Source organism: Sphaerimonospora cavernae, from assembly GCF_042435035.1.
GTDB lineage: Bacteria > Actinomycetota > Actinomycetes > Streptosporangiales > Streptosporangiaceae > Sphaerimonospora > Sphaerimonospora cavernae.
Map to the genome: position 1 here is coordinate 343195 of NZ_JBHMQT010000003.1, position 25090 is coordinate 368284.

Here is a 25090-nt window from a genome sequence, read left to right on the forward strand (position 1 = left end):
GTGTGCCCGGGCCGTGTGAATACCGCTGGAATTCCGGTGTGCACACCTGTTTGGACGCCTGTTGGACGCCTGTTGGACGCCTGTTGGACGCCTGTGTGGATGCGGTGCGGATGCCGGGGATAACGCCTGGGTGACGGAACTACCGATGCGTAACTTTCGCGCGATAGCGTCCGGTGAGACCCGAAGAGCGAGCCCTGCACAAAGGAGTGGCCGTGCGCGAGTTCAGCGTTCCCGTGCTGGTCGACGTCCCCTCGTCCGCCAACTGCACCGACGTGGTGTTCCAGCGCGGCGCGGACGAACCGGACGTCGTAGTCATCCGCCGCAAGGACGGCGATGGTCCGGACGCCCCCTGGACCCCGATCACCGCATCGGAGTTCCGCGACCAGGTGGCGGGTCTCGCCAAGGGTCTGATCGCGGCGGGGATCGAGCCCGGTGACCGGATCGCACTCATATCGCGTACGCGCTACGAGTGGACGCTGATCGACTATGCCATCTGGGCGGCGGGCGCCGTCTGCGTTCCCATCTACGACACCTCAGCCGTGGAGCAGGTGAAGTGGATTGTCTCCGACAGCGGGGCCAAAGCGGTCTTCGCCGAGACTGCGCCACACGAGGAGACGGTACGGGAGGCCGTGCCCGGCCTCTCCCTGCTGTGGGGGATTGACAGCGGCGGCCTCGACGCGGTCCGCGAGCTCGGGACCGAGGTCACCGACGAGACGCTCGCCGAGCGCCGCTCGTGCCGGGGCGGGCGCGACCTCGCCACCATCATCTACACCTCCGGTACCACGGGCATGCCGAAGGGCTGCAGGCTCACCCACGACAACCTGCTGTTCACCGCCCGCAATGTGGCGCAGGGGCCGCTTGAGCAGATGTTCGAGGTGGACGAACGCTCGGCGCTGCTCTTCCTGCCGCTCGCGCACAGTTTCCCCAGGATCATCCAGGTCGTGCTGCTGGAGACGGGCACGGTCATGGCGCACACCCCGAGCATGAAGAACGTCGCCCCCGACCTCCAGTCGTTCAAACCCACGTTCCTGCTGGGCGTGCCGCGGGTGTTCGAGAAGGTCTACAACGCCGCGGAGCTCAAGGCCACCACGGAGGGCAAGGGCAAGATCTTCCAGGCCGCCGTGGCCGCGGCCGTCGCCTGGAGCAAGGCCGAGGGCTCCGGCGGAGCCGGCCTCGGGGTACGGCTCAAGCACGCGCTCTTCGACAAGCTCGTGTACGGCAAGCTACGCGCGGCGACCGGCGGCGCGCTGACCGCCGCCGTCTCCGGCGGCTCCGCCCTCGGCGACCGGCTCGGCCATTTCTTCCGGGGCGTCGGGATCGAGGTGTTCGAGGGCTGGGGGCTCACCGAGACCAGCGCACCCTCCACGGTGAACATCCCGGGCGCGAACAAGGTCGGCACGGTCGGCAAGCCGTTCCCGGGGGTGAGCGTCAAGATCGCCGACGACGGCGAAATCCTGGTCAAGGGCCGCCATGTCTTCGACGGCTACTGGAACAACGAGCGCGCCACCAAGGAGTCCATCGACCCCGAGGGCTGGTTTCACACCGGCGACGCGGGCGAACTCGACCAGGACGGCTACCTGCGCATCACCGGGCGCAAGAAGGAGATCATCGTCACCGCCGGCGGCAAGAACGTGGCCCCCGGCCCGCTGGAGGACGCGATCCGGGCGCACCGGCTGGTCAGCCAGGCCATCGTCGTCGGCGACGACCGGCCGTTCGTCGCGGCGCTGGTCACGCTCGACCCCGAGGCGCTGGAGCAGTGGAAGCAGACCGCAGGCAGGGCGGAGGTCGTGGTGACCGATCCGGCCCTGGTGGCCGAGGTGCAGACCGCCGTCGACGCCGCCAACCGGATGGTCTCCAGGGCCGAGCAGATCAAGAAGTTCGTCATCCTCGACACCGAGCTGAGCGAGGCGAGCGGCCACGTCACGCCGAAGCAGTCGATCAAGCGGAACGTGGTGCTGCGCGACTTCGCCAAGCAGATCGACGAGCTGTACGGCTGAGCCGTACGGACCAGGTCGAGGACGTCAGAGCAGGCCGGCGAAACGGGCCGCCACGCTCTCCCAGTTCCACTCCCGCTCGACCCAGGCCCGGCCCCGCTCCCCCATCGCCCGTGCCCGGGCGGGGTCGGCCAGCAACCCTGCGAGCGCGTGGGCGATGTCGCCGGACGAACGACCGTCGACGACCAATCCCGTCTCGCCGTGCCGTACTGCGTCGGGCGCACCCCCCGAGGAGCCCGCGACCACGGGCAGGCCCGTCGCGGACGCCTCCAGATAGACGATGCCCAGGCCCTCGACGTCCAGACCGCCCAGCCGCGTACGGCACGGCATCGCGAAAACGTCGCCGGCGGCGTAGTGCGCCGGCAGCGCCGCCCACGGCACCGAGCCGGTGAACACGACGGAGCCCCGCAGACCGAGCCGGGAGACCGCCCGCTCCAGCGCGGCGCGCGACGGGCCGCCGCCGACCAGGAGCAGCACGGCGTCCGGCACCCGCCGCAGCACCAGCGGCCAGGCCCGGATCAGCATGTCCTGCCCCTTGCGCGGCACCAGACGGGAGACGCAGACCACCACCGGCCGATCCCCGAGGGCCAGCGCCCGGCGCACCTCGTCCCGGCCCGTTCCGGGACGGAAGACGGCGGTGTCCACCCCGGGGGCGAGCCGTACGAGCTTGGCTTCGGGGACGACCGGTGCGAGCCGGCGGCACGTGTAGTCGCCGAGATAGGTCACCGCGTCGGCGCCCGCGCCGATGCGGCCCAGCAGCGCGCCGGCGACGGGCAGGCGCGCCCAGGACGCCTCGTGGCCGTGCGTCAGCATGACCACGCGGGCGGCTCCGGCGGCGCGCAGCGCGGGGGCGAGCAGGCCGAGCGGCGCGGCCGCCCCGAAGACCACGGTCGCGCCGTCGTCCACGAGGGCGGCCGCTCTGGCGGCGACGGCGCGCGTGGGCAGCATGAGCGTGGTGGGATGCCTGACCACCTCGTACGGCTGCCGCGCGTCGAAGCCCTCGCACCCCTTCCATCGCGGCGCGTACACGACGACCGAGTCCGGCGGGAGACGGCAGGCGAGGCCGTGCACGAACGCCTGGATGCCGCCGGGCCGGGGCGGGAAGTCATTGGTGACGATCAGCGTTCTCGCACCCATCCCCTGCCCACACCTCTCACCCGAAGGCCACGCAGAGCATTGTCGCGGGTGGACGGTCATGGGTGCGAGTCATCGCGAGATCACGGTGGGTAGGTAGGCCAGCCAGGATCGGGTGAGCTCGACGGTCGAGACGCCGAGCGTGGCACGCAGCGCGGCCTCGATGCCGGCGGGGCCGTTCGATCCGGTGCCCATCGCGGCGCGGTAGAGGGCCACGAGCCGGTTCTCGCCGAATCTCTCCGCGATGTACCGGCAGGCCAGCCAGGCCTCCTCGTACGCCTGGGCCCGCCGCGGCGAGCCTGCCGCGAAATCCGCGTGATCGGGCAGCGCGCGCGGCGGCGCCCCGGCCCGCAGGTCCGCCGCCAACTCGGCGGCGATCTCGCGGGCCGTGAGCCCGCTGCCCGAGTAGCCGACGTAGTCGGCGAATCCCTCCACCAGCCAGGCGGGCATGTCCCCGGTCTCCGCCGCGTCCGTGGCGACATGGGTGAGCTCGTGGGTGATGACGATCCGGCGACCGGCCGCCGACAGGCGGGCGAAGCCGGACGGCTCGATGATGACGCGGCCCGGGCCCGCGAGCGCGGCGAGCCCTGCGACGCGCGCGGGCGCGGCCAGCACCGCCGCCTGCTCCGTCGTGGCCGGCACCAGGACCACCGCGTCGACCGGTCGCCCCCAGACGCGGGCGACCGTACGGCTCCCGCGGTCGGCCTGATCGGCGAGCTCGCCGATCAGGCCGCGCCGCCCGCCGACGACCACGACGTGCTCGCCCCGGGCCAGCGACGCCCCGGCCCAGACGCCCGGATGCTCACCGGCGATCGCCCGCGCCCGCGGCAGCAGGCGATCGTCCGGTGCCGCGGCGGCGGGCAGGACCAGCAGCCCGATCAGGACCGCCGGCCTGACCAGTGCCGCCGACCTGACCAGTGCCGACAGCCACGCCAGGGCACGGATCCGGAGCATGCCGAGCATCGTACGGGTGTCACGAGTGCCCGGGGGGCGCCGCCGATCGTCGTCAGGTCCCGGGTCGTACGGCTCCGGCGAAGGTGCGCCTGCGGTAGGAGTCGAGCCTGTCGATCCGCACCCGGGCGCCGCTGTGCGGCGCATGGATCATCTTGCCGTTCCCGACGTACATGCCCACGTGGCCGCCGCCGCTGGTGAAGATGAGGTCACCGGCCTTGAGATGCCGCCAGGAGACCTTCTTGGGCACGGCGCTGCGTATGGACCACGTCGTGCGCGGGAGCCGTACCCCCGCCTTGCGCCAGGCGAACTGGACCAGGCCGGAGCAGTCGAACGCGCTGGGCCCGGTGGCGCCCCACCGGTAGGGGTCGCCGATGTGCCGCTTGGCGGCCTTGACGGCCCGCGCGGCCTTGGCACGCTGACGCGCGGCCCGGCTCGATTTCGCGCCGGCCGGCGGCTCTGCCGCCTTCTTCACCGCGTCCTTCTTGGGGGAGGCCGGCTTGGGGGAGGCGGCCCGTTCGGCCGCCGCGGGGGTCACCTTCGTCACGGTCACCGTCACCGTGTCGTCGGCCGACACCGGTACGGCGAAGGCGGAGGATGTCAGCACGACGCCTCCGAGGACGAGGCAGACACGACGGGACAGTTTCGCGGGGGTGGTAGACAGGATCTCTCCTAGGGTCTTCCGCTCACGCCTACCGGGTTAGCTGACGGGTTCGGGCGGGGAAGTCGCCCTACGGCGCCCAGGTCGTGTTCACCTGACGCGCAGATTCACCCCGGACCCCCTGGACTCGAGGGGTCGTTGGTTCCCCGGCTCCGTGCCTCCTGACTGCACGGACTCGGCAGATCACCGGACTGCATGCGGGAGCGGGACGCGGAGTCCCGTGCTCGCCGCGGCCCAGAAGCTATCCGGACGCGTCCGCGAACGGCAAAGCCCACTCCATCAAATGGAAGATCCATTAAGAGTTGCGTAAAAGAAATCCGCAGGATACCCGGATGAAATCCCGCTAAATGTGACACTGCTCACATTTAGCGAAAAGAGATCAAATAGCGACCTCAGGGACGTACGGCACCAATGGGACGATACTCGGAAAGTGTGACGACTTTCACAACGTCCCCGGTCTGGGGTGCGTGGACGACCTTGCCGTCGCCCGCGTAGATCCCGACGTGGCCGTAGCCCGAGTGCCACAGCAGGTCGCCGGCCTGCAGTTCGTCAAGCGACACCCGCCGGCCGCTGCCCCACGCCCACTGCTCGTAGCTCGTGCGGGGCAGGTGCACCCCCGCGGCCGCCCAGGCGGCCTGGACGAGCCCGGAGCAGTCCCACGCGCCCGGTCCCGTCCCGCCGTACCGGTAGGGCTTGCCGATCTGCCCGTACGCGAACTGCAGCGCGGCGAGCGCGTTGCCCGAGGCGGGTCCGGCGTAGACGGCTCCCGCGCTGTTCGGGTTGCCGGCGTTGAAGGCCCCGAGCTCGCGCAGCAGTTTGGTCTGCTGATCGACGAGCTTTTCGACCTGCTCCTTCTCCTTGGCCAGGTCCTTCTTGACCTTCACGGCCGAGTCGTAGGCCGACTTCTTCTTGTCCCGCCGCCGCTTGAGACCGGAGACGGCGCTCTCGTACTGCTCGAGTTTCCTGGCCCGCTCCTGCGAGAGCTGGTCGAGCGTGGCCATGCCGCTGAGGGCCGATTCGGGGTCGGAGCCGTAGAAGACGCCACTCCACGCGAGATCGCCGAACTGGTAGTCGCTCACCGCGATGGAGACGACCCCGTCGCGCAGCGCGTCCACCTGGGTGGCGTGCTCGCGGTACTCGTCGTTCGCGGCGGCGTACTGCTTCTTGGTCTTCTTCCACTTCTCGGTGGCCGCGTTGTAGCGGTCCACGAGCTTGTCGGCCTGCTCGTTCAGCTTCTTCAGCTTCGCCTTGGCCTGGGCGACGGTCGGCTTCGGATCCGCCTGTGCGTCCATGTTCGGCAGCAGCAGAAGCACGCCGACCATGCCGACGGCCACCGGTAAGCGCCCTCGCACCAAGGCCCCCTCGAGATCGTCCCAAGCCTGGCGCGACTCTACTCATGCGATCTTGAAGCTTCAACCCGGGCGGGCAGGCCGACCCCCATCCCGGCTGCCCGCACCGTCCAGTCAGCCGTCCAGTCAGCCGTCCAGTCAGCCTCGGCCGAGACGGCGAATCAGCAGCAGCGCGGGCACGGGCCTGGCCCCCATGCGCCGTACGGAGTCGGCCACCTCCCGGTCCGACGACACCACCGCCATCGACCGACCCTTCGGCTCAGCGCGCACCAGTCGCCGGATCAGGTCGTCGGCGATCTCCCCGGGTGCGCTGAACATCACCCGGACCCCGCGCGGCGCCGACACGTGGACCGGACCGTCCAGCTCGGCGCCGTCGAAGACGCACGTCACCTCCACGCGGGCCTGTACGGCCAGGCCGCCGAGCCCGGTGAGGAGCCGGGTCCGCTGGTCGGCCAGCGTGAGCGACGGATAACCCGTCTTGGTCACGTTGTATCCGTCGATGATCAGATGCAGGTGGGGGATCGCGAGAAGCTGGTCCAGGAGCTGGGGATCGTCGTCGGCGAGCGCCCGGGCGGGGACCGCCGTGACCCCCGGCGCATCCGGGGCCACCGCCGCCACGGAGTCGGCGGGGCGGCTGATCGTCGTAGGCAGGGCGAGTTCCTTGCGCAACCCGGCCACCGTCCCCTGAAGCGCGTCGAGGAGCACCCGGATGCGGACCTCCTCCACGCTGCGGCCCTCCCTGGCCGCCCTGCGTGAGGCTTCCATCTGGCGCTCGGCGTCCGCCAGACGCTCCTTGAGCCTGCGCACCTCGCTGTCCGTCGCGCCGCCCGCCTCGGCGGCCCTGGCCCTGGCCTCGGCCGCCTCCGTCTCCAGTTCTGCCGCCCTGGCCTCCGCCGCTTTGACCCGTTCCCTCGCGTCGTGCAGTTTGCGGCGCAGGTCGGTGTTCTCGCCGCGCAACGTCTTGAGCTGCTCGCGGACCCGCTCGACCTCTTCCCTGGCCGCGGCGCGCTGCGCGGCCAGCTGCTCGCGCAGCCGGGTCTCCGCCTGCTCACGCTGGCTGCCGAGCGACGCGGCCCGCTCGATCTCTTCCCGTGCCTGTTCCACGAGGTCCGGCCAGCCCGGAGGACGGGTCAGGTACGCGGCCGCCGCCACCAGCACCGGATCGGCCGCCGGAGGCGCGGCGCCCTCGGCGAGGCCCGCCACCAGTTCGGGCCAGGCCGCCTCGACCGCCTCGGCTACAAGCTCGCGGAATTCCTTGTCGGCCTCCAACTGGGCGGCGATCGGCGCGGCGCCGAGTCGGGCGCGCTTGCGCGGCTCGAACTTCGCGATGCCGCGCAGCGGCGACGGCACGGCAGTCGCCGGCATCTTGCCCAGCACCTGCGCCGCGACCTCCACGACGTGTAACCGGACCCGCTCTGGCAACGGACGAGACAGGCCTTCCCCGGCTGAACTCATCACGTCGCTCGCTCCTCATCGTGTCCTTTTTCCAAGGGTACGGCTGCCGCGCCCGTGGCCGTTCCGGGGTCAGTGGGACCGGAGAGGCGAATGTCGGTCGCGGTCTCTATGGTCATGACGTGGACGCGGTACAAGGCACCATCGACGATCTCGGCACTCCCCTGCGCGAGGTGACGTTCGTCGTCTTCGACCTGGAGACCACGGGCGGCTCCGCGGCCGAGCACGCGATCACCGAGATCGGCGCGGTCAAGGTACGCGGCGGCGAGGTGCTGGGCGAGTTCGCCACGCTGGTCGACCCCGGCGGCCCCATTCCGCCGTTCATCTCGGTGCTCACCGGCATCACCGACGCGATGGTCGTCGCCGCGCCGAAGTTCCCCGAGGTGCTGCCGAGCTTCCTGGAGTTCATCACCGGCACGGCCCTGGTCGCGCACAACGCGCCCTTCGACATGTCGTTCATCCGGGCCGCCTGCGCGGCCGGCGGCCATCCCCCGCCCGCCAACCCGGTCGTCGACACCGTTGACCTCGCGCGGCGCGTGCTCACCCGCGACGAGACCCCCAACTGCAAGCTGGCCACGCTGGCCCGGTTCTTCCGCAGCCCCAGCGAGCCGTGCCACCGGGCGCTGGCCGACGCCCGGGCGACGGTCGACGTCCTGCACGGCCTGATCGCGCGGGTCGGCTCGCTCGGCGTGCAGACGCTGGAGGAACTACGCGGCTATTCCAGGACGCCCACGCCCGAGCAGCGGCGCAAGCGGCACCTGGCCGAGGGCGTCCCCGGCGTCCCGGGCGTGTACGTCTTCGAGGACGCCAAGGGCGAGGAACTCTACATCGGCAAGAGCACCCACCTACGCAACCGCGTCCGCAGCTACTTCACGGCGGGCGAGACGCGGCCACGGATCAGGGAGATGGTCGGTATCGCCGAGCGGGTGCGGACGATCGTGTGCGCCACCGCGCTGGAGGCCGAGATCCGCGAGCTCAGGCTGATCGGGTCGACCAAACCACGTTACAACCGGCGATCGCGCAACCCGGAGCGGGTGGTCTGGCTCAAGCTGACCGACGAGCCGTTCCCCAGGCTCAGCATCGTCCGCGAGGTGAAGGACGACGGCGCGGCCTACCTGGGCCCCTTCGGCAGCGCCCGCTCGGCCGACGACGCCCGCGCCGCCATGCACGAGGCGCTGCCGCTGCGACGGTGCACCGAGCGGCTGTCGCCGCGCACCCGCCGCAGCGCGTGCGTGCTGGCGGAGATCGGACGCTGCGGCGCGCCCTGCGACGGCCGGGAGAGCCGGGAGGCGTACGCCCGGCACGTCAGCGCGGCCAGGCACGCCATGGAGCAGGATCCGCAGGTCGTCTTCTCCGCGATGGAGGAGCGCATGCGGCACCTGGCGGCCGAGCAGCGCTACGAGGAGGCCGCCGCCGAGCGCGACCGGCTGGCCGCCTACCTGCGTGCGGCGGCCCGCATGCAGCGTCTGAGGTCGCTCACCGCAATCTCGCAGATGGTCGCCGCCTCCCCCGCCTTCGACGGCGGATGGGAGATCCACGTCATCCGGTACGGCCGGCTCGCCGCGGCCGGCGTGATGCCACGCGGCGCCCACCCGACCCCCTACGTCGAGGCGCTGGTCGCCACGGCCGAGACCGTCACGCCCGGCCCGGGGCCCACCCCGGCCGCCGTGGCGGAGGAGACCGAGTGTCTGCTTCGCTGGCTCGACTCCCCCGGCGTGCGCCTGGTCCGGGTGGACGGCGTGTGGTGCCTGCCCGCGTACGGCGCCGCCCGCTTCATGAAGCTGCTCGACCGACCGTGCTCATGAGCCGGTTCCACCGACCGTGCTCATGAGCCGGTTCCACCGACCGTGCTCATGTACCGGTTCCACCGACCGTGCTCATGTACCGGTTCCACCGGTAGTGTCGAATTCGCACGTCATGGCACGAAAAAGCACAGGAGAGAAGCCGAATGGTCACCGCGATCGTCCACATCAAGGCGGATGTCGACCGGATCCCCGAGGTCGCCTCGGCGATCGCCGGGCTGGACGGCGTCAGCGAGGTTTACTCGATCACCGGCGAGTTCGACCTCCTGGCGATGGTCCGGGTCCAGCGCTACGACGAGGTCGCCGAGGTCGTGCCGGGCCGCCTGAACAAGGTGCCCGGTGTCCGGCACACCGAGACGCACATCGCCTTCCGCGCCTACTCCCGGCACGACCTCGACGCCGCCTTCTCCATCGGCCTCGACGCCTCCGAGTGACCCTTCGGGCCGCACGTGAGCGGTGACGGCAGGCGAACGGCCCGGGTGGGGAGTGCTCCCCGGCCCGGGCCGTACGGTGTGTCAGATTGTCGGCTTCGGCGGCTCAGTGGAGCTGCTTGTGCTCGCCCGCGCCGACCGCCGCGTGTTCCTCTTCCTCCTCGTGGAAGGGGACGTGATCGGTGCCGTAGGCCTTGCTCATCTTGGCGCGGAGCCTGCCGAGGCCGCTACGCAGGCCCTTCGGCGGGACCTCCTCGCCGTCGACGCCGCCGTCGATGATCGGGATCTCCTTCTTCCCGCCGCGGATGTGGGCCGCGATGTCCTCGGCCGCAGGCGTGTGAACCTCGATGTACTGCCCGTCCGGCATCCGCTTGATCACGCCGGACTCCACGCCGTGGGACAGCACCTCGGCGTCCTTACGCTGCAGACCGATGCAGATCCGGTACGCGACGACGTACGCGATCGCCGGACCGATGAAGATGGCGAACCGCCCGAAGATCGTCGTCGAGTACAGGCTGACGTGGAAGGTGGCCGAGATCTCGTCGTTGGCGCCCAGCAGCCACAGGACGCCGTAGAACGTGATGCCCGCCATGCCGATCGCGGTGCGGTGCGGGTTGTTGCGCGGCCGGTCGCAGACGTGGTGCTCGCGGCGGTCGCCGGTCACCCACTGTTCCAGGAACGGATAGAGCGCGAGACCCGTCATGACGATGCCGAGCGGCACGAGCGCCGGGATCAGCACGCTCATGGGGAACGTGTAGCCGAAGAGGTTGAACTCCCATGCGGGCATGATTCGCAGCGCGCCTTCGAGGAAGCCCATGTAGAAGTCGGGCTGCGATCCCGCCGAGATGTCCGCCGGCGTGTAGGGACCGTACAGCCAGATCGGGTTGATCTGGGCGAACGTTCCCAGCAGCGCGATCACCCCGAAGGTGAACAGGAAGAACGCCCCGGCCTTGGCCATGAACGCCGGGTAGAACGGGGCGCCCACCACGTTGCTCTCGGTCCGGCCCTTGCCCGGCATCTGGGTGTGCTTCTGCACCCACATGAGGATCATGTGGGCGGAGATCAGCGCGAGCAGGATGCCCGGGATGAGCAGGATGTGTAGCGAGTAGAACCGCGAGACCACGTCGTGGCCCGGATACTCGCCGCCGAACAGGAAGAACGAGACGTAGGTGCCCACGACCGGCACCGAGATCGCGACGCCCTGGGTGATCCGCAGACCGGCGCCGGAGAGCAGGTCGTCGGGGAGGGAGTATCCGGTCAGGCCCTCGACCAGCGCCAGCGAGAGCAGGAGCACGCCGATGAGCCAGTTCAGCTCACGCGGCTTGCGGTAGGCGCCGGTGAAGAAGACCCGGAGCATGTGGACCATCATCCCGGCCACGAACAGCAGCGCCGCCCAGTGGTGCATCTGCCGGATCAGCAGCCCGCCCCGGACGTCGAAGCTGATGTGCAGCGACGAGGCGTAGGCCTCGGACATCTCCACGCCGTACAGCGGGGCGTAGCTGCCCAGGTAGGTGGTGTGGCCCATGCTCGGCTTGAACCAGAACGTCAGGAACGTCCCGGTCAGCAGCAGGATGATGAACGAGTAGAGCGCGATCTCCCCGAGCAGGAAGGACCAGTGGTCGGGGAAGATCTTCCTCAGGTTTCGCTTGAGGAAGCTGCCCGCGCCCAGGCGGTCGTCGAGGAACGTCGAGGTTCCGGCGATGGCCTTGGGGGGAGCGTTCATGACTTGGTCTCCCTTGCTTCCGCCTCGGCGTCGCCGCGCTCCCAGAAGCTGGGCCCGACGGGGACGTGGAAGTCGGACTTGGCGATGAGGTAGCCCTCGTCGTCGATCCCGATGGGGAGTTGCGGCAGCGGCCGGGCGGCCGGGCCGAAGATGACGTTCGCACCGTCGGCGGCGTCGAACGTCGACTGGTGGCACGGGCAGAGGATGTGGTGCGTCGTCTGCTCGTACAGCGCGGCGGGGCAGCCCACATGGGTGCAGATCTTCGAGTAGGCCACGATGCCGTCGTGCGTCCAGTTCAGGTTCGTGCGCGACTTGAACTCCTCAGGCCGGAACTTGAGCAGGATCAGCGTGGCCTTGGCCAGCGCGTTCAGATCATGCTCGTAGCCCTCGGGGACCACCGAGAGGATGCCGCCGGGCGAGTTGAAGTCCGCGGCGCGGATCGGCTGTCCGGTGCCCTCGACCACGAGCCGGCGCGGCTTGCCGTTCTTGGTCGGCTCGCCCCACACCGTGTGCCGCAGCACCGTGCCCGGCAGTGGGCCGAGGTCCTTGAGCAGCACCAGCGGGGCCAGGCCCAGCGGAGCGGCGGCCAGCAGGAGCGTACGGCGCAGCAGCCCGTGCTTGACGAAGCCGCTCTCCTCGGCGCCCTTGAGGAACGTCTCCTTGACGTACTCACGGGTCTCGGAGTCGGAGGCCATCGCGTGACGCTCCTGGACCAGGTTGTACTTCGGCATGATCCGCCGGACCCAGACCGTGATGCCGATCGCCAGCGACAGCAGCGCCAGGGTGAGCGTGCCGCCCAGCGCGAGGTTCGACGTCGCGGTCCTGTCGATGTCGCCGACCTGGAACGCGACGTACGAGGCGATGAACGCCACGCCGGACAGGAAGGTGATCGTGAACAGCAGCGCGACCACGCGCTCGGCCCGGCGAGCGCTCGCCGGATCCTGCGGGATGACGCCGGGCTCGCCCTCCGGCGCGCGGATGGGCTCTTCGCCGACGCTCGGTCCGGCGGCCTGCGGCGTGCCGATGACGCGCGGTGGGACGCGGTTCTCCGGCTGCTCGATGGTGTTGTCTGTCATGCCTTCACCCGCCGCCTCTTAGCGGTGATCCAGATCGCGGCGAGGGCGAGGAGGCCGATGCCGGCGATCCATGCCACGAGGCCCTCGGTCACCGGGCCGATCCGCATGAGTCCGGAACCGCCCGGGTCGACCTGCTGCCGCACGTGAGTGATGTAAGCGATCATGTCCCGCTTCTGCTCCGGGGTGATCGTCGTGTCGTTGAAGACCGGCATCGCCTGCGGGCCGGTGATCATCGCCTCGTAGATCTCCGTCGGAGTCGCCGGGTTCAGCGTCGGCGCGTGCTTGCCGTACGTCAGCGCACCGCCCGAGCCGGTGAAGTTGTGGCACTGGATGCAGTTCGCCCGGAACAGCTCACCGCCCCTGGCCGGGTCGCCCTTGGCCGGGTCGACCTGCTCGGCGCCCGGGATGGTCGGGCCGCCGCCCAGCGACTGGACGTAGGCCGCGAGCTGGCTGATCGCCTCCTCGGTCGCCCACTCGGGGCGCGGCTTGCGCAGTGCCTGCGGGCCGGAGTCGGCCATCGGCATCCGGCCGCTGCTGACCTGGAAGTCCACGGCCGCGGCGCCGACGCCGATCAGCGTGGGAGCCTTGCTGCTGCCCTCGGCGTTCATCCCATGGCAGCTCGCGCAGTGGGCCACGAAGAGGCTCTTGCCCTGATCCGCGTCGTCAGCCTTGCCGGACGCGATCGCGGCGTCAGCGGTGCTGCCGTTCGGCGCGGCAAGGGCGTACCCCCCGCCGAGCAGACCAAGCGCGAGCGCCACGACGGCTACTCGCGCGAGGGGATGGCGCCGTCGGGCGGTGGTGGAGTTCACCGAAATTCCCGTTCCGATCATTTGATGATGTAGATGGTCGCGAAAAGGCCGATCCAGACCACGTCGACGAAGTGCCAGTAGTAGGACACAACGATCGCGCTGGTCTGCTGCTCATACGTCAAGCGCTTCGCGGCGTACGTGCGTCCCAGGATGAACAGGAACGCGATCAGGCCACCCGTCACGTGCAGTCCGTGGAAGCCCGTGGTCAGGTAGAACACCGACTCGTACGGGCCGGCCGAGAGGACGTGTCCCTCGCTCGCGAGGTTCGCGTACTCCCAGAGCTGCCCGCCGATGAAGAAGGCGCCCATCAGGAAGCTCACGATGTACCAGAACCTGAGCTTCTTGACGTCGCCCCGCTCCACGGCCCACACGCCCAGCTGACACGTGACACTCGACAGGACCAGGACGGTCGTGTTGAACGTCGCGAACGGGACGTCGAGGTGAGCCCCCGGCCAGGGCTGATCCTGTCCGAGGCTGACCGAACGGATGGTGAAGTACATCGCGAACAGCGCCGCGAAGAACATGAGCTCAGAGGACAACCACACGATGGTCCCGACCTGAACCAGGTTCGGCCGGCTCGACCCGTGCGGTCGTGTCGTCGTAGTAATTGCGGATGCTGTCGCCACGCTCGACATTATTGCGGCTCCCCAGGTCGGGTCGGCCCACGACCCCCCATTAGGGTCAGCTCAAGCCCCGGAAACCAGCACAGTACGGCAATGGCCTCGGGGCGCTGCGGCCCCGCTGCGGCGCCGGTAGCATCACGATGACCATACTCCGCGATTCGACAGTGAGCGTGACATGAGGGTTCTCGTCTACAGCGACGACGCAGGCACCAGGGAGAAGGTGCGGCTGGCCATCGGGCGGCGTCCCGCCGCGGACGTGCCTCTCGTCGAGGTCGTCGAGTGCGCGACCCAGCCGGCCGTGGTCAGGTACCTCGACTCGGGGGACATCGACGTCGCCGTTCTGGACGGCGAGGCCGTCCCGGCCGGGGGCATGGGGATCAGCCGCCAGGCCAAGGACGAGGTGCACGACTGCCCGCCGATCGTGCTGCTGATCGCACGGCGCGACGACCGGTGGCTGGCCAACTGGTCCAGGGCCGACGCGGTGGTGGCACAACCCCTCGATCCCGTCGTCCTCGCCGAGACCGTCGCCGACCTCCTGCGGCGCAGGCTCGCCTCAGCCAGGGGATGACACCGGTCTCCGCCAACGACCCCAGCCTCTGACAAGGGAAGAACATGGACCTGCGCACCACCTGGCCCTCCGTGCTGAGTGCCCTCATCGCCGGAGAGAACCTGACGTCGGAAGAGACGGCGTGGGCCATGGGCGAGATCATGTCGGGTGCGGCGACGCAGGCGCAGATCGCCGCGTTCGCGGTCGCGCTGCGCGCCAAGGGGGAGACCGTCGCCGAGGTGGCGGGACTGGCCCGCACCATGCTCGAGCGCGCCACCCCGCTGTCCGTGCCCGGGCCGGTCGTCGACATCGTCGGCACCGGCGGCGACCGGGCGCACACCGTCAACGTGTCGACCATGGCCGCCGTGGTCGCGGCGGCGGCGGGCGCGCGGGTGGTCAAGCACGGGAACCGTGCCGCGTCCTCGCTGTGCGGCGCCGCCGACGTGCTGGAGCACATGGGCGTGGTCCTCGACCTGCCGCCGCAGGTCACCGCCAAGGTGGCGGTGGAGGCCGGCATCGCGTTCTGCTTCGCGCAGGTCTACCATCCCGCGCTGCGGTTCGCGGGACCGACCCGCAAGGAGATCGGCGTGCCGACCTTCTTCAACTTCCTCGGCCCGCTGACCAACCCCGCCCGGCCCGCGGCGCAGGCCATCGGCGTCTACGACGCGCGCATGCTGCCGGTGGTCGCCGGGGTGTTCGCCGAGCGCGGCGTCTCCGCGCTGGTGTTCCGCGGCGAGGACGGCCTCGACGAGCTGTCGACGGCCGCGCCGTCCACCGTCTTCGTCGTGCGCGACGGCGGCGCGACGCAGGTCCGCTTCGACCCCGCTGACATCGGCGTCCCCCGGTCGCGGGCGGAGGACCTGCGCGGCGGCGACGTCGACTTCAACGCGGGAGCCGTACGGGACATGGTGAACGGGAGGACGGGCCCGGTGCGCGACGCGGTGCTGGTCAACGCGGCGGCAGCGCTGGTCGCGTTGGACATCGCCCTCGGCGAGACCGACGGCGGCGACCTGGTCGCCGACATGGGTGCGGCGTACGCGCGCGCGGCCGAGGCGGTGGACTCCGGCCGGGCGGCGGCCACGCTCGACCGGTGGGTCGAAGCCAGCCGCTCGCCCGGAGCCTGACGGGATAGGGTCCAGGCCGGGGATCCCTCCTCACCCGGGCCGTGCGCTTGTACATCCACGCCACCGAGATGGCCTGTGCAACGAATCCATAAAAAGTACGCGTCTATTGCATAGACGCACTACAACGAGGCTGCGGTGTCGGCGCGCAGGCGGCTCGACTTGAGCCACTGCGGCCATGAGTTCTCCCAGTAACTCCAGCCGTTGGTCGGGTCGACCGGTCGCGGCGAACCGGTGACGATGATCGGATCGCCGAGCAGGGTGTTGTTCATGAACCACTTCGCGTTGGCCGGGCTGAGGTTGATACAGCCGTGGCTCACGTTGGAGCTGCCTTGGTCACCGACCGACCACGGCGCCCCGTGGACGTACTCCCCCGTGTCGGAGAACCGCACGTTGCTGTAGGTGGTGGTCTGGTAGTAGCCGGACTGGCCGGGGCCGGCGTCCGGCGAGGTCATCACGGTGACCGGCTCACGGGACATCGCGAGATGGATCCCGTTCGTCGTGTAGTGCCGCATCACGCCGCCCATGCCGGCGCTGATCGGGAGGTCCTTGATGACCTTTCCGTCGCGCCGGATCTTCATGTAGTGGGACTGGGTGTCGGCGACGCTGATCTGCGACCGTCCGATCTGGAAGTCCCGGGTGTAGTCCTGCTTGCCGTACATGCCGTCGGCGCCGCGAACGCCCGCCAGACGTGCGATGAGGCGCACCTTGGTGTGAGCCGGCCAGTAGTTCTTCGGCCGGAAGACCACGCGCTTGTTGTCCAGCCAGTGCCAGGCGCCCGTGATCGGCTTGGAGGCCTGGACGACGAGGTTGCGTTCGATCGAGACACGGTCGGCGACCGGCTGGTCGAAGGTGATCATGATCGGCATGCCCACGCCCACCGTGAGGCCGGTCTCCTTGTTGGGGAGCAGGGTCTTGATGTCGAAGCTCTTGCGGGCCGGTTTCGTGGCGAACTGGCTGGTCCGCTCGGCTGAGGCGCCGCCCGTACCCGTGACGACCGCGTGGACGCGGTAGGAGACGCCTGGAGCCATCGGGCGCTCGCTGTGCCATCGGGTACGGTCCGCGCTGTAGAAGCCCGCCACGGGCCGTCCAGCGGCCTCTACCGTGACGTTTTTCAGCGTGCCCCCGGCCGCCCCCACCATGATGGGCAGTTCGGGAGGCAGATCCCGTGCCCCGTCGATCGGGAAGATGTTCACCGCGGCCTTGGGTGCCTTGTCGTCGTCAGACGAACCCGAACATCCGGTCAGCAGCACCAGCAAGGCCAACGCCCCCGCAGCAGCTCGCACGTCGGTCCCCCTCCGCCGGTTCGGTTTCGAAGGTTATTCCCCCTCCGCTGGAGGGGGTCGACCCGATCCCGGCAAAGATCTTCCGAGTGCTCGCCGCCACGAGGGCGTTCTTGACCTGCTACTGGCTTGGTTCTCCTGGGATGCGGCTCAGTGTGAGAAGTTGCCTCGGTAGTACTGGAACACGAACCCGACCATGCTCATCACGGTGGCGAACAGGCCGATGAAGAAGAGCCACCAGCCGATCGCGAAGCCGAAGAAGGTCAGCGCGGCCGACAGGCACAGGAACAGCGGCCACCAGCTGTGCGGACTGAAGAAGCCGACCTCTCCAGCGCCGTCGCTGATCTCCGCCTCCTTGTTGTCCTCCGGCTGGTCACCGACCCGGCGGGAGGTGAACAGCAGGTAGTAGCCGATCATGAGGCCCAGGCCACAGGAGATCGCCAGTGCCGTGGTGCCGGCCGGTTCCTTGGACCAGAGCCAGTAGACCGCGTCGATGGCGGCGAAGAAGACGCCGACGAGGATGAACATCCATCCCTGGATCCTCATATCTTCTCCTCCACCAGTTCAGGCGCGGGCGGCGGCGCGAGGTGCGGGTACTTGACGTCGAACGCGGGACGCTCGGACCGGATCCGCGGCAGCGACAGGAAGTTGTGCCGCGGCGGCGGGCACGAGGTGGCCCACTCCAGCGAACCGCAGTAGCCCCACGGGTCGTCGACGGTGACCTTGGGCGCGTTCTTCCAGGTGTGCCACACGTTGTACAGGAACGGCAGGGTCGAGGCGCCCAGCAGGAGCGCGCCCGCCGACGAGACCATGTTGAGGTCGGTGAAGCCGTCCACCGCCGAGTAGTCCGCGTAGCGGCGCGGGAAACCGATGACGCCCAGCCAGTGCTGCACGAGGAAGGTGAGGTGGAAGCCGAAGAACAGCGTCCAGAAGTGGAACTTCCCGAGCTTCTCGTTGAGCATCTTGCCGGTGAACTTGGGCCACCAGAAGTAGAAGCCCGAGAACATCGCGAACACCACGGTGCCGAAGACCACGTAGTGGAAGTGGGCCACGACGAAGTAGGTGTCGGTGACGTGGAAGTCCAGCGGCGGCGACGCCAGGATGACGCCGGTCAGCCCGCCGAACAGGAACGTCACCAGGAACCCGATGGCGAACAGCATCGGCGTCTCGAACGTCAGATGGCCCCGCCACATCGTGCCGACCCAGTTGAAGAACTTCACTCCGGTCGGGACCGCGATGAGCAACGTCATGAACGAGAAGAACGGCAGCAGGACCTGACCGGTGGCGAACATGTGGTGCGCCCAGACCGTCATCGACAGGCCGCCGATCGCGATCGTCGCACCGACGAGGCCGACGTAGCCGAAGATCGGCTTACGGCTGAACACCGGCAGCACCTCGGTGATGATCCCGAAGAACGGCAGTGCGATGACGTAGACCTCGGGGTGGCCGAAGAACCAGAACAGGTGCTGGAACAGCATCGGCCCGCCGACCGAGGAGTCGAAGATGTGGGTGCCGAGCTTGCGGTCGGACTCGAGGGCGAGCAGCGCCGCCGCGAGCACCGGGAAGACCAGCAGAATCAGGATGCTGGTGATCAGGGTGTTCCAGGTGAAGATCGGCATCCGGAACATCGTCATGCCCGGGGCGCGCATCGTGATGATCGTGGTGATGAAGTTGACGGCGCCGAGGATCGTGCCGAGACCGGACAGTGCCAGGCCCATCAGCCACAGGTCGCCGCCGAGCCCCGGAGAGCTGACCGCGTCGGACAGCGGCGCGTACGCGGTCCAGCCGAAGGACGCCGCCCCGCCCGGGGTGAAGAACCCGGCGACCGCGATCGTGCTGCCGAACAGGTAGAGCCAGTAGCTCACCATGTTCAGCCGGGGGAACGCCACGTCGGGCGCCCCGATCTGCAGCGGCATCAGCTCGTTGGCGAAGCCGGCGAACAGCGGCGTCGCGAACATCAGCAGCATGATCGTGCCGTGCATGGTGAACAGCTGGTTGAACTGCTCGTTCGTCACGAACTGCAGGCCGGGCTGCGCGAGCTCGGCCCGCATGACCAGCGCCATCACGCCGCCGATCAGGAAGAACACGAACGTCGTGATCAGATACATGTGCCCGATCACCTTGTGGTCCGTCGAGGACAGCCACTTGGCGATGATCGAGCCCTTGCGGTACGGCCGTCCGGCGGCCCCGGCGGCTCCCTGGATGGCGGTCACTGCGCACTCCCCGCCTGGCTCTTGATGAACTGGTCGAACTCCGCCTGGGGCACGAGCTTCACGGAGAACAGCATCTTGCTGTGGTCGACACCGCAGAGCTCGGCGCAGCGGCCGATGAAGACGCCCGTCCGGTCGAGCGTCGTGATCTCGAACTCGTTGTGCTTGGGCCCGGGGAACACGTCCTGCTTGAACAGGAACTCGGGCACCCAGAACGAGTGGATGACGTCGGGCGAGTGCAGGTCGAAGTGCACCCGGCTGTTGACCGGCAGCACGAGCTGCGGGCCCTGCGGGTTGTCCTTGTCCTGCTTGCTCAGGTCGACCGGGATGCCCGCGGTGACCACCTTCTGGCCCTCGTACTCCGTGGTGAAGCGCCAGCTCCACTGGTAGCCCTCGACGTACACCTTGACCGGGGCCGTGTTCGAGACCTTGGTGATCTCGGTCTCGTCCCTCGCGGTGAAGAAGAAGAACACCGCCACCATGATCACGGGTACAACCGTGTAGAGGATCTCGATCGGCAGGTTGTACCGCACCTGCGGCGGCAGCGCCTCGGTCGAGTTCTTCTTCTTGCGGTGGAACACGCAGGCCCAGAAGATCAGGCCCCAGACGACGACCCCGGTGGCGAGAGCCGCGATCCAGCCGCCGTTCCAGAGCGTCTGAGTAATCTCAGCCTGCTTGGTGATGCTTTCCGGCATGCCACCACGGGACCACTCATCGATCGCCTCGTTGCTACACGCCGTCGCGGACGCCACCAGCAGCGCCACTGCGGCGGCGCCGGGCAACCGGCGGCGCGTCCACGGTCGCCGTGTCGTACGGCGGGTCGGACTCACGGATCGCCTACCCCACAGATGAAGCCCAAGAGGTCCCCTCCTGGGCGGTTTTCCAATTGACTCGGGTGTCACCAGCAGGAGATTCTCGCCGGTGTGCCCCTTTACTTCGTTGAGTTCACGCTTGGGGGACACATTAGCGCGGACCCGCCGCGCCCCTCTGAGCAGCCCCCGTTAGTGTCCTAACTGTGCCTTATCTGGACGCTGCTTCGACCGAACCTCTCCATCCCGCCGCCCGTGACGCCCTGCTCGCGGCGATCGACGCCGGTTGGGCCGATCCCGCCCGCCTGTACGGCACGGCACGCCGCGCCCAGATGCTACTGGAGCAGGCGAGAACGGAGGTAGCCGAGGTCCTCGGCGCCCGTCCGGACGAGGTGTCCTTCACCTCCTCCGGCACTCAGGCCGTCCACCTCGGCGTCCTGGGCGCGCTCCGGGGGCGGCAGCGGGCCGGCCGGCATCTGGTGACCGGCGCGGTCGAGCACTCCAGCGTCCTGCACGCCGCGGAGGTCCACGAACACGACGGCGGGACCGTCGAGGCCGTGGGCGTCGACCGCACGGGCCGGGTCGAGGCCGCCGCGTTCGCCGAGGCCGTCTCCAGGCCCGGTACGGCTCTGGCCTGCCTGCAGACGGCCAACCACGAGGTGGGGACGCTGCAGCCGATCGCGGAGGCCGCCGAGGCCTGTCTGACGGCGGGCGTGCCGCTCCTGGTCGACGCGGCCCAGTCGGCCGGCCGCCTGCCGATCCCCGGCGGCTGGTCGGTCCTGGCCGCCAGCGCTCACAAGTGGGGCGGCCCGGCCGGCGTGGGCGTGCTGGCGATACGCAAGGGCACCCGCTGGCGCTCGCCGTACCCCCAGGACGAGCGGGAGCGACGGCGCGTGCCCGGCTTCGAGAACGTGCCGGCCATCGTGGCCGCCGCGGCGGCGCTGCGCGCCCGCGTGGTGGAGGAGGCGGCGGAGGGACCCCGCCTGTCGGCCCTGGTGGACCGGATCCGCGCCGAGGTGCCGCGCCTGGTGCCGGACGTGGAGGTCATCGGCGACCCGGTACGGCGCCTGCCGCACGTCGTCACGTTCTCCTGCCTCTACGTCGAGGGCGAGGCGCTGCTGACCGAACTGGACCGGGCGGGCTTCGCGGTCTCGTCCGGTAGCTCCTGCACGGCGAGTACGCTTCGGCCATCACACGTTCTGGAGGCCATGGGCGTGCTTACCCACGGAAATGTCCGGGTATCGCTGCCTCGTGGCGTGACCGACGACGACATCGATCGCTTCCTCGGGGTGCTTCCGGACGTGGTACGGCGGATCCGGTCGAGCTTGGGAGTCCAGTGATGTGGCGGAGACGGACGGGCGGCGCGAGCGGCGGGGACGGGCGGGACCTCGCCGAAAGGAGCGCCGACGCCGGTGCCGACATGAGCGGCGCGGCCGAGCCCGCGCTGACGATCGACGCGCTCGGCCGCAAGTGCCCGATCCCGATCATCATGCTCGCCGAACGGATCAATCAGGTGGCGATGCGCGACGTGATCGCCGTGCTGGCCGACGACCCCGCCGCCTTCACCGACATCCCCGCCTGGTGCCGCCTCAAGTCCCATGAGCACGTGGCCAGCTACGAGCTGCCCCATGGCGGCTGGTCGATCCACGTGCGCCGCAACTACTGAACCCGATGAGCCCGCGTCGCGGCGATCAGGAGTGGTGGCACCTCACGTTCGCGGCCACCTCGTCCGCGGCCGTCCGGCCGTACGACGAGGCGAACCGCTCAAGGAAGGCCCGCTGCCCCAGTTCGTACTCCTGGCAGCCGACCCGCTCCAGCACGTGCGTCGCGGTCAGGTTGCCGATCTGGCCGCAGCGCTCCAGGGGCAGGCCCCACGCCAGGCCCGCCAGGAAGCCGGCCCGGAACGCGTCGCCGACGCCGGTCGGGTCGGCCTTGCCCAGTTCGGGCGCGGGCGGGATGTGCAGCGTCGGCTCGCCCCGGCGGTCGATCCTGGCGCCCTTGGGCCCGAGAGTGGTGACCCGGACGCCGACCCGCTCCAGGATCTCCTCATCCGACCAGCCGGTCTTCTGCGAGATCAGGCCGAGTTCGTAGTCGTTGCTGAACAGGTAGGCCGCGCCCTCGACGAGCCGGCGGATCTCCTCGCCGGGCATCCGGGCGAGCTGCTGGGACGGGTCGGCGGCGAACGGGATGCCCCGGTCGCGTGCCTCGTCGGTGTGCCGCAGCATCGCGTCCGGGTCGTTGGGGCTCACCAGGACCAGGTCGAGCCCGCCGGCGCGCTCCGCGATCGGCCCCAGCTCGATCTCCCGTGCCTCGGCCATCGCGCCGGTGTAGAACGACGCGATCTGGTTGTGCTCCTCGTCCGTGGTGCACAGGAACCTGGCCGTGTGGTGCAGCTCCGAGACGTGGACCGAGGCGCAGTCGACGCCGTGCCGCTCCAGCCAGGACCGGTAGTCGGCGAAGTCGGCGCCGACGGCGCCGACGAGAATGGGGGAAAGACCGAGGCAGCCCATCCCGAACGCGATGTTGGCCGCGCATCCGCCGCGCCTGATCTGCAGATCGTCGACGAGGAACGACAGCGACACCCGGTCGAGCTGTTCGGCGATCAACTGGTCGCCGAAACGGCCGGGGAAGGTCATCAGATGGTCGGTCGCTATGGAACCGGTGACGGCGATGCGCACGGGGTGTTCTCCTCGTTGTCAGCATCTCGGGATGGAAGGAGTGCGGGCGGGGGATCCAGGGGGTTCTAGATCGCCCAATCTGTCGAGCGTACCGTCTCCGGCATGACGACGCCCCGTACGGGAGACCCGTACGGGGCGAGGCATCGATCTGTCACCCGGTCGACAGCACGACCTAGTTGAACGAGTCGCCGCAGGCGCACGAGCCCCCGGCGTTGGGGTTGTCGATCGTGAAGCCCTGCTTCTCGATGGTGTCGACGAAGTCGATGGTGGCTCCACCCAGGTACGGCGCGCTCATCCTGTCGGTGACGACGTTCACACCGTCGAAGGACGACACGATGTCGCCGTCCATCGAGCGGTCGTCGAAGAAGAGCTGGTAGCGCAGGCCGGAGCAGCCACCGGGCTGCACGGCGACGCGCAGCTGCAGGCCCTCCTCGCCCTGCTGCTCCAGCAGGCTCTTGACCTTGGCGGCGGCCCCGTCAGTCAGGATCAGGCCCTGCTGCGTGGTCTCGCTGCTCTCAACCGTCATGTGCTGACTCCCGCGGTCTGCGCCAACCGCCCACCCGGGACGGTCGTTTACTTCGGTTCTACTAGACGCTACCAACACGCGCCGCCCCTCACACATTCCGCGGGGTGGTACGGGGGTCACCGGGACACGACGAGCGTGTGCAATGATTAGTCGTCAATCCGACGATAAGTCCCCGAGGGGGTGTGGTCGTGACGATCACTGAGACCGGCGTTCCGCTCTTCGCCCTGGGTCGCGGCGCCGACCCGGACAGCGAGCGCGGGGTCGACTGTCCCGGCGAACTCCCGCCGGCGTCCGACCCGGCGCTGGTAGAGCGCGCCCGCGTCGCCAAGGAACGGCTCGGCGACCGACTGTTCGTGCTGGGGCACCACTACCAGCGCGACGAGGTCATCCAGTTCGCCGATGTCACCGGCGACTCGTTCAAGCTGGCCCGCGAGGCCGCCGCCCGGCCCGGAGCCGAGTACATCGTGTTCTGCGGCGTCCACTTCATGGCCGAGTCGGCCGACATCCTGACCGCGGACCCGCAGAAGGTCGTGCTGCCGGACCTCGCCGCGGGCTGCTCGATGGCCGACATGGCGACCTTCGACCAGGTCGAGGAGTGCTGGGAGGTCCTTGAGGACGCCGGCGCCGACCGGGTCGTACCGATCACCTATATGAACTCCAGCGCGGACATCAAGGCGTTCTGCGGGCGGAACGGCGGCGCCGTGTGCACCTCCTCCAACGCCGAGCGCGCGCTCACGTGGGCGTTCGAACAGGGCGACCAGGTGCTGTTCCTGCCCGACCAGCACCTGGGGCGCAACACCGCGGTGCTGGAGCTGGGGCTGTCGCTGGACGACTGCGTGGTCTACAACCCGCACCGCCCGAACGGCGGACTCACCGATGATCAGCTCAAGAACGCGAAGATGATCCTGTGGCAGGGACACTGCTCGGTCCACGGCAGGTTCAGCCCCGCGGCCGTCGACGAGTTCCGTGAGCGCATCCCGGGAGTGAACATCCTCGTTCACCCGGAATGCCGTCATGAGGTCGTGACCAAGGCCGACTTCGTCGGATCCACCGAATACATCATTCGCACCGTACGGGAAGCCCCGGAAGGCTCGGCCTGGGCCATCGGCACCGAGCTGAACCTGGTCAAGCGGCTCGCCGGGATGTTCCCCGACAAGAGCGTCTCGTTCCTCGACAAGACCGTGTGCTTCTGCTCGACGATGAACCGAATCGACCTGCCGCACCTGGTCTGGGCGCTGGAGTCCCTGGCCGACGGCAAGGTGGTCAACCAGATCACGGTCGACCCCGAAACCACCCACTGGGCCAAGGTCGCCCTCGACCGCATGCTGGCGCTGCCCTAGCCGTCACAGGCCGGCGTCACAGACCCGGTGCACCCCAGACGGGGAACCAGCTCGCGAGGTCCGGCTCGATCTTCAGCTCCTCGGCGAGGACCCCGCGCACCTGAAGCTCCAGGGCGTTGTCCCGGCGGGTGTCCCCCGCCGGGACGAAGGGGTAGAAGGTGCCGCGCTTGTAGAGGTAGACGATCGCGAGCCGCCGGCCGGACGGATCGGCGAAGGTCACCAGCGAGCACAGCAGCGACGGCCCGAACCCGGCGGACTCCAGCGACGAGTTGGCCGCGTGGAGGTCGGTGACGAGCGCGGAGACGTCCGGGTCGCGCACCACGACCCAGGTGTAACCGTAGGAGTCGCGGACCAGCTCGGACTTGCCGAGCAGCGCCTGAACGTCCTGCTCGAGCCGGGCGAACGCGCCGCCTTCGGCCGCGCGGAAGGAGACCGAGCCGATGCCGACCGGGGTGAAACCGGTGGCCGCCTGAAGGGTGACGGCGGCGGCGGGCAGCGCGAACAGCGCGTCGAGATCGGGCTTGGCGGGCTTCGATCTCCCCAGCAGTGCGTCCAGCCATCCCATTGTCGC

The 25090-nt window shown here is 69.5% G+C and carries 24 protein-coding genes and 1 riboswitch; of the genes, 8 read left to right on the forward strand and 16 right to left on the reverse strand.

The genetic code is table 11. The annotated features are described in order from the left end of the window. Positions 1-212: 212 nt before the first annotated feature. Positions 213-1997 (forward strand): AMP-dependent synthetase/ligase, encoded by a 1785-nt coding sequence (locus ACFHYQ_RS02080; RefSeq protein WP_394299316.1) that lies wholly within the window; start codon positions 213-215, stop codon positions 1995-1997. Positions 1998-2021: 24 nt separating this feature from the next. Here ACFHYQ_RS02080 and ACFHYQ_RS02085 read toward each other — a convergent pair whose 3' ends face one another. The 5 genes from ACFHYQ_RS02085 to ACFHYQ_RS02105 form a co-directional block, all read right to left on the reverse strand. After that, on the reverse strand, positions 2022-3131 hold the full coding sequence (locus tag ACFHYQ_RS02085; RefSeq protein ID WP_394299317.1) for a glycosyltransferase family 4 protein: 1110 nt from the start codon (positions 3129-3131) through the stop codon (positions 2022-2024). 69 nt (positions 3132-3200) lie between these two features. Then, complete coding sequence (locus tag ACFHYQ_RS02090; protein WP_394299318.1) at positions 3201-4082, reverse strand: peptidase MA family metallohydrolase; 882 nt, start codon at positions 4080-4082, stop codon at positions 3201-3203. A 52-nt stretch (positions 4083-4134) separates the two neighbouring features. Then, positions 4135-4686: a C40 family peptidase gene (locus ACFHYQ_RS02095; RefSeq protein WP_394299319.1), complete on the reverse strand. Its 552-nt coding sequence runs from the start codon at positions 4684-4686 to the stop codon at positions 4135-4137. Between the two features lie 67 nt (positions 4687-4753). Continuing rightward, a riboswitch (cyclic di-AMP (ydaO/yuaA leader) is annotated at positions 4754-4931 on the reverse strand. Between the two features lie 201 nt (positions 4932-5132). After that, positions 5133-6092, reverse strand: a complete 960-nt coding sequence (locus ACFHYQ_RS02100; RefSeq protein ID WP_394299320.1) for a C40 family peptidase — start codon at positions 6090-6092, stop codon at positions 5133-5135. A gap of 135 nt (positions 6093-6227) precedes the next feature. Further along, complete coding sequence (locus tag ACFHYQ_RS02105; RefSeq protein WP_394299639.1) at positions 6228-7544, reverse strand: NYN domain-containing protein; 1317 nt, start codon at positions 7542-7544, stop codon at positions 6228-6230. A gap of 119 nt (positions 7545-7663) precedes the next feature. Here ACFHYQ_RS02105 and ACFHYQ_RS02110 point away from each other — a divergent pair, with 119 nt between their 5' ends. Next, positions 7664-9346, forward strand: coding sequence for a DEDD exonuclease domain-containing protein (locus ACFHYQ_RS02110; protein ID WP_394299321.1), 1683 nt, complete (start codon positions 7664-7666; stop codon positions 9344-9346). 143 nt (positions 9347-9489) lie between these two features. Further along, on the forward strand, positions 9490-9777 hold the full coding sequence (locus tag ACFHYQ_RS02115; protein WP_204016663.1) for an Lrp/AsnC family transcriptional regulator: 288 nt from the start codon (positions 9490-9492) through the stop codon (positions 9775-9777). Positions 9778-9880: 103 nt separating this feature from the next. On the opposite strand, the gene qcrB is transcribed toward ACFHYQ_RS02115, so the two are convergent. Genes qcrB through ctaE form a run of 4 tightly spaced genes read right to left on the reverse strand, consistent with a single transcriptional unit; the run spans position 9881 to position 14017 of the window. Beyond that, the gene (qcrB, locus tag ACFHYQ_RS02120) at positions 9881-11497 is read right to left on the reverse strand and encodes a cytochrome bc1 complex cytochrome b subunit (protein WP_394299322.1); all 1617 of its coding nucleotides are present in this window, start codon (positions 11495-11497) and stop codon (positions 9881-9883) included. After that, entirely contained in the window at positions 11494-12573 is a 1080-nt protein-coding gene (gene qcrA / locus ACFHYQ_RS02125; RefSeq protein WP_394299323.1) for a cytochrome bc1 complex Rieske iron-sulfur subunit, read from the reverse strand. Before qcrA ends, qcrB begins: the two co-directional genes overlap by 4 nt. Then, the gene (gene qcrC / locus ACFHYQ_RS02130) at positions 12570-13382 is read right to left on the reverse strand and encodes a cytochrome bc1 complex diheme cytochrome c subunit (protein WP_394299324.1); all 813 of its coding nucleotides are present in this window, start codon (positions 13380-13382) and stop codon (positions 12570-12572) included. Before qcrC ends, qcrA begins: the two co-directional genes overlap by 4 nt. Positions 13383-13399: 17 nt before the next feature. After that, positions 13400-14017 carry an aa3-type cytochrome oxidase subunit III gene (gene ctaE / locus ACFHYQ_RS02135; RefSeq protein ID WP_394299325.1) on the reverse strand — a complete coding sequence of 206 codons (618 nt, stop codon included), beginning with the start codon at positions 14015-14017 and terminating at the stop codon, positions 13400-13402. Between the two features lie 163 nt (positions 14018-14180). On the opposite strand from ctaE, the gene ACFHYQ_RS02140 reads away from it, so the two are divergent. Both ACFHYQ_RS02140 and trpD read left to right on the forward strand, forming a co-directional pair. After that, positions 14181-14573 (forward strand): DNA-binding transcriptional response regulator, encoded by a 393-nt coding sequence (locus ACFHYQ_RS02140; RefSeq protein ID WP_394299326.1) that lies wholly within the window; start codon positions 14181-14183, stop codon positions 14571-14573. 44 nt (positions 14574-14617) lie between these two features. Continuing rightward, entirely contained in the window at positions 14618-15676 is a 1059-nt protein-coding gene (gene trpD, locus ACFHYQ_RS02145) for an anthranilate phosphoribosyltransferase (protein ID WP_394299327.1), read from the forward strand. 119 nt (positions 15677-15795) lie between these two features. Here the strand turns inward: trpD and ACFHYQ_RS02150 are convergent, their stop codons facing one another. The 4 genes from ACFHYQ_RS02150 to ctaC form a co-directional block, all read right to left on the reverse strand. Beyond that, complete coding sequence (locus ACFHYQ_RS02150; RefSeq protein ID WP_394299328.1) at positions 15796-16959, reverse strand: L,D-transpeptidase; 1164 nt, start codon at positions 16957-16959, stop codon at positions 15796-15798. A 147-nt stretch (positions 16960-17106) separates the two neighbouring features. Next, on the reverse strand, positions 17107-17502 hold the full coding sequence (locus tag ACFHYQ_RS02155) for a cytochrome c oxidase subunit 4 (protein WP_204016653.1): 396 nt from the start codon (positions 17500-17502) through the stop codon (positions 17107-17109). After that, positions 17499-19169: an aa3-type cytochrome oxidase subunit I gene (gene ctaD / locus ACFHYQ_RS02160; protein ID WP_394299329.1), complete on the reverse strand. Its 1671-nt coding sequence runs from the start codon at positions 19167-19169 to the stop codon at positions 17499-17501. Before ctaD ends, ACFHYQ_RS02155 begins: the two co-directional genes overlap by 4 nt. Beyond that, positions 19166-19996: an aa3-type cytochrome oxidase subunit II gene (gene ctaC, locus ACFHYQ_RS02165; RefSeq protein ID WP_394299330.1), complete on the reverse strand. Its 831-nt coding sequence runs from the start codon at positions 19994-19996 to the stop codon at positions 19166-19168. The genes ctaD and ctaC overlap by 4 nt, the downstream gene beginning before the upstream one ends. Before the next feature lie 185 nt (positions 19997-20181). On the opposite strand from ctaC, the gene ACFHYQ_RS02170 reads away from it, so the two are divergent. Together ACFHYQ_RS02170 and ACFHYQ_RS02175 are read left to right on the forward strand one after the other, a co-directional pair. Next, positions 20182-21315, forward strand: a complete 1134-nt coding sequence (locus tag ACFHYQ_RS02170) for a cysteine desulfurase family protein (protein WP_394299331.1) — start codon at positions 20182-20184, stop codon at positions 21313-21315. Further along, a complete protein-coding gene (locus tag ACFHYQ_RS02175) occupies positions 21315-21641 on the forward strand; it encodes a sulfurtransferase TusA family protein (protein ID WP_394299332.1) in 327 nt (108 codons plus the stop codon). Before ACFHYQ_RS02170 ends, ACFHYQ_RS02175 begins: the two co-directional genes overlap by 1 nt. 25 nt (positions 21642-21666) lie before the next feature. Here the strand turns inward: ACFHYQ_RS02175 and ACFHYQ_RS02180 are convergent, their stop codons facing one another. Together ACFHYQ_RS02180 and ACFHYQ_RS02185 are read right to left on the reverse strand one after the other, a co-directional pair. Then, positions 21667-22653 carry a carbohydrate kinase family protein gene (locus ACFHYQ_RS02180; protein WP_394299333.1) on the reverse strand — a complete coding sequence of 329 codons (987 nt, stop codon included), beginning with the start codon at positions 22651-22653 and terminating at the stop codon, positions 21667-21669. Positions 22654-22825: 172 nt separating this feature from the next. Further along, positions 22826-23179 (reverse strand): HesB/IscA family protein, encoded by a 354-nt coding sequence (locus ACFHYQ_RS02185; protein WP_394299334.1) that lies wholly within the window; start codon positions 23177-23179, stop codon positions 22826-22828. Between the two features lie 188 nt (positions 23180-23367). Between ACFHYQ_RS02185 and nadA the strand changes: the two genes are divergently transcribed. After that, positions 23368-24519, forward strand: a complete 1152-nt coding sequence (nadA, locus tag ACFHYQ_RS02190) for a quinolinate synthase NadA (RefSeq protein ID WP_394299335.1) — start codon at positions 23368-23370, stop codon at positions 24517-24519. A gap of 16 nt (positions 24520-24535) precedes the next feature. On the opposite strand, the gene pspAB is transcribed toward nadA, so the two are convergent. Further along, positions 24536-25084: a PspA-associated protein PspAB gene (pspAB, locus tag ACFHYQ_RS02195; protein WP_394299336.1), complete on the reverse strand. Its 549-nt coding sequence runs from the start codon at positions 25082-25084 to the stop codon at positions 24536-24538. Between the last annotated feature and the right edge of the window lie 6 nt (positions 25085-25090).

Bases quoted from the DNA above. Each gene is read 5' to 3' on its own strand.
- ACFHYQ_RS02105 (WP_394299639.1), bottom strand. From the start codon at position 7,544: ATGAGTTCAGCCGGGGAAGGCCTGTCTCGTCCGTTGCCAGAGCGGGTC.
- ACFHYQ_RS02140 (WP_394299326.1), top strand. From the start codon at position 14,181: ATGAGGGTTCTCGTCTACAGCGACGACGCAGGCACCAGGGAGAAGGTG.
- pspAB (WP_394299336.1), bottom strand. From the start codon at position 25,084: ATGGGATGGCTGGACGCACTGCTGGGGAGATCGAAGCCCGCCAAGCCC.
- qcrA (WP_394299323.1), bottom strand. From the start codon at position 12,573: ATGACAGACAACACCATCGAGCAGCCGGAGAACCGCGTCCCACCGCGC.
- ACFHYQ_RS02185 (WP_394299334.1), bottom strand. From the start codon at position 23,179: ATGACGGTTGAGAGCAGCGAGACCACGCAGCAGGGCCTGATCCTGACT.
- ACFHYQ_RS02155 (WP_204016653.1), bottom strand. From the start codon at position 17,502: ATGAGGATCCAGGGATGGATGTTCATCCTCGTCGGCGTCTTCTTCGCC.
- ACFHYQ_RS02085 (WP_394299317.1), bottom strand. From the start codon at position 3,131: ATGGGTGCGAGAACGCTGATCGTCACCAATGACTTCCCGCCCCGGCCC.
- ACFHYQ_RS02115 (WP_204016663.1), top strand. From the start codon at position 9,490: ATGGTCACCGCGATCGTCCACATCAAGGCGGATGTCGACCGGATCCCC.
- ACFHYQ_RS02090 (WP_394299318.1), bottom strand. From the start codon at position 4,082: ATGCTCCGGATCCGTGCCCTGGCGTGGCTGTCGGCACTGGTCAGGTCG.
- trpD (WP_394299327.1), top strand. From the start codon at position 14,618: ATGGACCTGCGCACCACCTGGCCCTCCGTGCTGAGTGCCCTCATCGCC.
- ACFHYQ_RS02175 (WP_394299332.1), top strand. From the start codon at position 21,315: ATGTGGCGGAGACGGACGGGCGGCGCGAGCGGCGGGGACGGGCGGGAC.
- qcrB (WP_394299322.1), bottom strand. From the start codon at position 11,497: ATGAACGCTCCCCCCAAGGCCATCGCCGGAACCTCGACGTTCCTCGAC.
- ctaE (WP_394299325.1), bottom strand. From the start codon at position 14,017: ATGTCGAGCGTGGCGACAGCATCCGCAATTACTACGACGACACGACCG.